The 5,289-nt window shown below is 70.4% G+C and carries 4 protein-coding genes and 1 pseudogene; 1 reads left to right on the top strand and 4 read right to left on the bottom strand.

Annotated features, from left to right (window positions below):
• Together A5714_RS03685 and A5714_RS03680 are read right to left on the bottom strand one after the other, a co-directional pair.
• A pseudogene (locus tag A5714_RS03685) lies at positions 1–855 on the bottom strand (ATP-binding protein); the annotation flags it as partial.
• Between the two features lie 214 nt (positions 856–1,069).
• A complete protein-coding gene (locus tag A5714_RS03680; RefSeq protein ID WP_068282864.1) occupies positions 1,070–1,678 on the bottom strand; it encodes a bifunctional 2-polyprenyl-6-hydroxyphenol methylase/3-demethylubiquinol 3-O-methyltransferase UbiG in 609 nt (202 codons plus the stop codon).
• Between the two features lie 33 nt (positions 1,679–1,711).
• On the opposite strand from A5714_RS03680, the gene A5714_RS03675 reads away from it, so the two are divergent.
• Positions 1,712–2,179 (top strand): tRNA (cytidine(34)-2'-O)-methyltransferase, encoded by a 468-nt coding sequence (locus A5714_RS03675; RefSeq protein WP_068071615.1) that lies wholly within the window; start codon positions 1,712–1,714, stop codon positions 2,177–2,179.
• A 1-nt stretch (position 2,180) separates the two neighbouring features.
• Here A5714_RS03675 and A5714_RS03670 read toward each other — a convergent pair whose 3' ends face one another.
• Both A5714_RS03670 and A5714_RS03665 read right to left on the bottom strand, forming a co-directional pair.
• Complete coding sequence (locus A5714_RS03670; protein ID WP_068282862.1) at positions 2,181–2,825, bottom strand: nitroreductase family protein; 645 nt, start codon at positions 2,823–2,825, stop codon at positions 2,181–2,183.
• Between the two features lie 93 nt (positions 2,826–2,918).
• Positions 2,919–5,289, bottom strand: a 2,371-nt coding sequence (locus A5714_RS03665) for an error-prone DNA polymerase (RefSeq protein ID WP_068282867.1), incomplete at its 5' end; no start/stop codon positions are given.

The raw sequence follows: 5,289 nt of genomic DNA, 5'->3' as shown, positions 1-5,289 counted from the left end.
GGTGGTCTGCAGCGAACGGAGCAGGTCGGCGTTGTCGACCAGCACGCTGGCCGGGTCGGACATGATCGCCATCCGGCTCACGAGTTGCTGCTGCAGCGTCTTGGCGTCCGCCGACCCGGCGCCGAGCACCTCGGTCATGCCGAACAGGGTCGACGGTTCGGTGCCCGCCAGGGTGATCATCGCGGTCCGCAGTTGCGGCTCGGGCAGCTCGCCGCCGCGGGTGACGAGGATCTTCTGCATCGTCATCTGCCCGCGCGCCCCGACCGCCCGGCTCAGACCCTGCGCCTGGGTGCGCACCTTTTCGTCGTGGACGCGGACCGACGCGTTGATGACGTTCTCGGCCGTCAGCAGGATCGGGGCGTACAGGGTCACCCTTTCGCGCAGGCCCAGGGCCGGGTCGGCCGCCTTGTTCACCAGCAGCTGCCCGCCGTCGAGCAGGTTGGTCACGCCGGTGCGGACGTCGGCGCTGACGTCGGTGTCGTCGAGGCGGGTCTGCAGCTCGGACTTGCGCGCCTCGTAGTTCCGCTTGGCCCCGTCGGCGTCGCGGCCGGTGGAGCTGGCCAGGAGCGCCACGTCCAGGGCGGACATGTATTTGGTGAGCACCGGGACCACGTCGGCGCGGGCGGCGGCCAGCTTGAGGCCGGCGGAGTCGGCCATCTCGTCCTTGATCCGCAGCGCCCCGAACACCGTCGCCAGCACCAGCGGCACCAGCACGATCGCCAGCACCTTCCAGCGCACCGGCCAATTGCTCGGCGACCAGGCGGGCGGGCGTTTGGCGGGCGCCGCCGCGGCGGCCGGGGGCGCCGGCTCGGACGGCGCCGCCTCGGCCGCGGCCGGGCGGGCGAACATGGTCATGGCATCGCCGCCGGACGACCGGCCGCTGCGCCGGCACCGAGCGCTGCAAGAAACGAGAGGCTCATGGAACTTCCTGCGTTATTTCCCCCGCCTCGCGCCAGATCGGTGCGTGCGTGTTGACGTGGCAATCCGACGAGTATGACAGCCCAAGCCCCGGCCCACCAGAATCGTTACCCCGGATAGCTGCAACGATGCGGTCTCGGCGGCCCCGGGCTCAGGCGGGCCGCAGCACGGCGACGAGGAAATCGGAGTCGTCGGTGAACGGCCGCAGGTCCCAGGTGGCGAGCAACAGCTCGGGGGTGAGCCCGGCGGCCGCGGCGTCGTCGAGAAACGCCGCGAACGGGTAGTCGCGGCCCGCGCCGAAGCCGATCGCCGCACGGCCGTCGCCGGCGAGGTGGGCGCGCAGCCGGCCCAGGACCCGCACCCGGGTGCTCGGGGCGAGGAAGGTCATGACGTTGCCGGCCGACACGATGACGTCGAACGGTTCGGCCAGGTCGGCGTCGCCGCGGGCGGGCAGGTCGAGCTCGGCGAGGTCGCCGACGAGCCAGCGCGGGCCGGGATGGTCCTGCTCAGCGGCCCGAATCAGCGCCGGGTCGACGCCGACCACCCGGTGGCCGGCCCCGGCCAGGTAGCCGCCCAACCGGCCCGGGCCGCAGCCGGCGTCGAGGATCCGCGCGCCGCGCGGCGCCATGGCGTCGACGAAGCGGGCCTCGCCGTCGAGGTCGGCGCCGGCCCGGGCCATCGCGCGGAAGCGCTCGATGTACCAGTCCGAATGGCCGGGGTCGGCAGCGACCTTCCGCATCCACAGGCTCTGCTCGATCATGCGGCCATTATCGCCGTGTGAGGATGGCCAGTTGTGTTCCGGTTGCTCTTCTACTCCCCGCGCATCCCGCCCAACACGGGCAACGCCATCCGGACGGCGGCGGCCACCGGCAGCGAGCTGCACCTGGTGGAGCCGCTGGGATTCGATCTGTCCGAGCCCAAGTTGCGCCGGGCCGGGCTGGACTACCACGACCTGGCCTCGGTCACCGTGCACGCCTCGCTGCCGGCCGCCTGGGCGGCGCTGATGCCGGCGCGGGTGTTCGCGTTCACCTCGCACGCGCCAACGCCCTTCGCCGACGTCTCCTACCGGCCGGGCGACGTGCTCATGTTCGGCCCGGAACCCACCGGCCTGGACGCCGCGACGCTGGCCGACGAGCACATCAGCGCGCAGGTGCGCATCCCGATGCTGCCGGGCCGGCGCTCACTGAATCTGTCCAACGCGGCCGCGGTCGCCGCCTACGAGGCGTGGCGCCAACACGGCTACGACGGGGCGGGGCGGTAGCTCACCACGAATTCCAGTGGGTGAGCTGCTCGGCGGGCAGCCGCTTGGCCGGGCGGAAATCGGTGCCCTTGGTGTAGGCGATGGGGAACAGCCCGCCCTGGCTGTACTTGTCGTGCGGGATGCCCAGCACGTCGGCGACCTGCTTTTCGCCGTCGTTGACCAGGTGCAGGGTGGTCCAGCAGGAGCCCAGCCCGCGCGAGCGCAGCGCCAGGCAGAAGCTCCACACCGCCGGGAACAACGACGCCCAGAACGACACCCCGCCCAGCGGCTGCTTCTCCTCGCGACCGTAGATGCAGGGGATCAGCAGCACGGGCGCCTCGTGCATGTGCTCGGCGAGGTACACCGCCGAGTCCTTGACCTTGTCCATCCGCTCGGCGCGGGTGTCGCCCTCGGCGTACTTGGCGGTGGGCAGGCTGAGATAGGCGCGGGCGTTGGCGAGGTAGACATCGCCGATCGCCTTCTTCTTCTCCGCGTCTTCGACGAACACCCATTGCCAGCCCTGCGAGTTGGATCCGGTGGGGGCCTGCAGCGCCAGCTCGAGGCACTCCATCAAAACCTCACGGGGCACCGGTTTGTCGAAGTCGAGGCGCTTGCGCACCGAGCGGGTGGTGGTGAGCACTTCGTCGAAGGACAGGTTGAGGGTCATGACAGGAGAGCCTAGAAGGTCAGCTCGGGGGCGGGGCCGGCTGATCCGGCAGCTGCTGAGTCCGATCCGGGGATCACGGGCGACGATCGGCAATTACCGGAAGTCGCGGGACTTCGACGCCACCGACAAGGTGACGCGGCCCAACCGCTCGGCGACGACGGTGATCGCGCCGCTGGCGTTTTGCAGCTGTCCGCGCACCAGCAGCGCCGGCGCCGTGTTGGCCAGCTTGCGGTGCCGCGCCCATACCCCCGGCGTGCAGAGCACATTGACCATCCCGGTCTCGTCCTCGAGGTTGAGAAACGTCACCCCCTGCGCGGTACCGGGCCGCTGCCGGTGCGTCACCGCCCCGGCGATCAACACGCGGTCGCCGTCGGGCACCGCGCCCAGCTCGCCGGCGGGCACCACCCCCAGCGCGTCCAGGTCGGCCCGCAGGAACTGCGTCGGATAGCTGTCCGGGGAGACGCCGGTGGCCCACACGTCGGCGGCGGCCAGTTCCAGCTCGCTCATCCCGGGCAGCGCCGGGACGTGGGACGACGAGCCCACGCCGGGCAACCGGTCCGGCCGTTGGGTGGCCGCCGCCCCGGCGGCCCACAACGCCTCGCGCCGCGACATCGAGAAGCAGGTGAACGCCCCGGCCGTCGCCAAAGCCTCGGTTTGCGGCACGGACAGCTGCAGCCGGGTGGTCAGATCCAGCAGACAGGTGAAGGGGCCGTTGATGTTTCTCTCCTCGACCAGCCGCTCGGCGAGGTCGTCACCGATGTGGCGCACCGCGCCCAGCCCGATGCGGACCTCCGTCCCCGCGTTCTCGAGGGTGGCGTGCGCCAGGCTGGCGTTGACGTCCGGTCCGTGCACCGTCACGCCGTGCCGACGTGCGTCGGCCACCAGCGTCTGCGGCGAGTAGAAACCCATCGGCTGCGCGCGCAGCAGCGCCGCGCAGAACGCCGCCGGGTGGTGCAGCTTGAACCACGACGAATAGAACACCAGCGACGCGAAGGACAGCGCGTGGCTTTCCGGGAACCCGAAGTTGGCGAAGGCCTCCAGCTTCTCGTAGGTGCGGTCGATCACGTCGTCGGGGGCGCCGTGCAGGGCGCGCATCCCGTCGTAGAACCGGCTGCGCAGCCGCCGCATCCGTTCGGTGGACCGCTTGGACCCCATGGCGCGGCGCAGCTGGTCGGCCTCGGCGGCGGAGAACCCGGCGCAGTCGACGGCGAGCTGCATCAGCTGTTCCTGAAACAGCGGAACTCCCAACGTCTTTCGTAACGCGGGCTCCATGGACGGGTGGTCGTAGACTATCGGGTCGAGGCCGTTGCGGCGCCGGATGTAGGGGTGCACGGAGCCGCCCTGGATGGGGCCGGGGCGAATCAGCGCGACCTCGACCACCAGGTCGTAGAAGATCCGCGGCCGCAGCCTTGGCAGCGTGGCCATCTGCGCGCGCGACTCCACCTGGAACACGCCGACGGAATCGGCGCGCTGCAACATCTCGTACACCGCCGGCTCGGACAGGTCGAGCTTGGCCAGGTCCACGTTGATGCCCTTGTGCTCGGCCACCAGGTCGATCGCGTAGTGCAACGCCGAGAGCATGCCCAGCCCCAGCAGGTCGAACTTCACCAAACCTATTGCCGCGCAGTCGTCTTTGTCCCACTGCAGGACGCTGCGGTTCTCCATGCGCGCCCATTCCACGGGGCACACGTCGGCGATCGGCCGGTCGCAGATCACCATGCCCCCGGAGTGAATGCCCATGTGTCGCGGCAGGTTACGGATCTGATTGGCCAGGTCGATCACCTGCGGGGGGATGTCTTCGACGTCGGGTGACTCGGGCCGCCCGTTCCAGTGGTTGATGTGCTTGCTCCACGCGTCCTGCTGGCCCTGCGAGAACCCCAGCGCGCGGGCCATGTCGCGGACGGCAATCTTGCCGCGGTAGGTGATGACGTTGGCGACCTGCGCGGCGTAGTCGCGACCGTATTTGTCGTAGACGTATTGGATGACCTTTTCGCGCTGGTCGGATTCGATGTCCATGTCGATGTCGGGCGGCCCGTCGCGGGCCGGCGAGAGGAACCGCTCGAACAACAACTCGTTGGCCACCGGGTCGACGGCGGTGACCCCCATGGCGTAACAGACCGCGGAGTTGGCCGCCGAGCCCCTGCCCTGGCACAGGATGTTGTTGTCCCGGCAGAACCGGGCGATGTCGTGCACCACCAGGAAGTAGCCCGGAAACTTCAGCTGGGCAATGACTTTCAGCTCGTGTTCGATCTGGGAGTACGCGCGCGGGGCGTCGTCGGGAGAGCCGTAGCGGCCGCGCGCCCCGGTCATGGTCAGGTGCCGCAGCCAGCTGTCCTCGGTGTGCCCGGCGGGCACGTCGAAGGGCGGTAGCTGTGGCGCGATGAGCGACAGGCCGAACGCGCACTGCTCGCCCAGCTCGGCCGCCGCGGTCACCGCGGCCGGGTGCCGGGCGAACATCCGCGCC

The organism is Mycobacterium sp. E2462, from assembly GCF_001672685.1.
In the GTDB taxonomy this organism is placed as follows: domain Bacteria; phylum Actinomycetota; class Actinomycetes; order Mycobacteriales; family Mycobacteriaceae; genus Mycobacterium.
The sequence above is the reverse complement of the archived record's forward strand: the minus strand, read 5'-3'. Positions and strand labels throughout refer to the sequence as shown.

Bases quoted from the DNA above. Each gene is read 5' to 3' on its own strand.
- A5714_RS03680 (WP_068282864.1), bottom strand. From the start codon at position 1,678: ATGATCGAGCAGAGCCTGTGGATGCGGAAGGTCGCTGCCGACCCCGGC.
- A5714_RS03670 (WP_068282862.1), bottom strand. From the start codon at position 2,825: ATGACCCTCAACCTGTCCTTCGACGAAGTGCTCACCACCACCCGCTCG.